The sequence below is a fragment of the Methylomonas sp. BG-2 genome, from assembly GCF_057766305.1.
Genome location: NZ_JBYMAP010000416.1, coordinates 1 through 1,957, shown reverse-complemented (window position 1 = coordinate 1,957; position 1,957 = coordinate 1). Strand labels below are relative to the sequence as shown.

Sequence of the window (1,957 nt, the reverse complement as noted above, 5' to 3'; positions counted from 1 at the left end):
GGCGCCTAGTAGACCGGTCGACCCGCTATTGGGCAATTCGATAGATACCATGCCAAAATTGGTGTTCCAATAAGAAATACCGCCCAAACAACATTGTGCCAAGGACCCCAAGATGGTTGGTTTTCTTTCATAAATTTGATCCCTTCATCAAAACAAGTAATAACTGATTGCCGATCATGTCAGTGCGGCAATTGCGAGTCAAGATTACATACGTACCAGTACGAATGTACTAGTGATACTGTAACTTTGAATTGAAACAATCGTCCGCTTTAAGAATGATTGTTGTCATCCGACTTTAATGAATGAGGGACTGTTGTGGGTCGGTTGGGTACAGTGACGAACGGCTGCTTTCGGGAATCGGAATTCAATGTCAGCTTTCCGGCGATGAATCTGATGAGCGGACGGTCAACACCCGACCCAAAACGGCCTGTCGCGTTTCTCTAAACCGGCCGGTCAGCCTAATCCAGATTCTTCGAATTGGAGGACTACAAAGCAGTCGTTGGCAACCTCACTCGGTTGGCCAAAACCAACAAACGAGGCAACTATCGAATTTAAATAGTTACCTGATTACCCACAACTCTCAGCAACTTTCGAGGCCTCGGATCGTCCAAAGGTCAGCTGGAACTGCCAGGAGATCGTGTCATGAAAAAGAACCTGATCCAATTTCAAAAAGGCGTCAGTTTGACGGATTTCATGAAGCGGTACGGTACTGAAATCCAATGCCGTGAGGCGTTATTTCAGTCACGTTGGCCATCTGGTTTCCAATGTCCTTGCTGTGGTGGTGGTCGGTATAGTGTGATCAAGAGTCGCAACTTGTACCAGTGTACGACTTGCCATCACCAAGCGTCGCTGACCAGCGGGACGCTGTTCGAACAAACCAAGTTGCCGCTGACCGTGTGGTTTCTGGCGATTCACCTGCTGACCCAAGCTAAAGCCGGTTTGTCGGCTTTGGCGTTGAAACGGCAAATCGGCGTGTCGTACAACACCGCCTGGAGCCTCAAGCATAAGGTCATGTAGGCCATGAAAGAGCGGGATGATCGCACACCGCTGGCCGGCATCATTCAGTTGGATGACGTCTACTGGGGCGGCGAGCATCGCGGCGGCAAACGCGGACGCGGCTCGGAAAACAAGACGCCGTTTGTCGCGGCGGTGGCCTTGAATGAAAATCACCATCCCATCGCCATGAACTTGAATGTGGTCAAAGGTTTTCGAAACAGCGAAATCAAACGCTGGGCCGGCAAGCATCTTGAGCCAGGCAGTTTCGTGTACTCGGACGGCCTAGCCTGCTTTTCCGCCGTGCTCGATCACGGTTGTCACCATTACACCATCGTCACTGGCGGTGGCCCGGACAGTGTGACCAAAGAAGAATTAGCCTGGGTCAATACCATGATCGGCAACGTGAAACGCTCGATCAACGGGACTTATCACGCCATCAACCCCAAACATTGACCCCGGTATCTAGCCGAATTTTGTTATCGCTTTAACCGCCGATTCGATCTGCAAGCCATGATGCCCCGCTTCCTGATCGCTGCTGCCAATACGCCGCCCATGCCGGGGCGTTTGCTTAAATTGGCTGAGGCTTATGGGTAATCAGGAATGGTTATGAATAAGTTACAGGTTCAGTAACTCCTTGTTCGATTTGCAGAACTCAACGTATTGATAATTAGAGTGTTCTATTAGATCTAAAAGCGTTACTTATCGAACACCACAAGTCTAACCTGCAACTAGGTAATAGCCATTTTATCTTATGGTGTCGAAATGGGTTTCACGTTATAAATAAAGAAAGCCTATATTACAATTAAGTGCGGACCTGGAGATTCCTTTTTCGACGCTATTCTAATAGCTTTCTTTTGACCCGAATAATACGGGAAGTAAAAAGTAAACATCCATACACAAACCCAATGGATTTCAGAGATGAAAAATATACAAGTATTCCCCAGTATGCTCACCAACTTGA

1 pseudogene is annotated in these 1,957 nt (G+C 48.2%); it reads left to right on the top strand.

The window, feature by feature from the left end:
• The first annotated feature begins 642 nt into the window (after positions 1-642).
• Positions 643-1,590, top strand: a pseudogene (locus AC3B8H_RS20795) (IS1595 family transposase).
• The last annotated feature ends 367 nt before the right edge of the window (positions 1,591-1,957 follow it).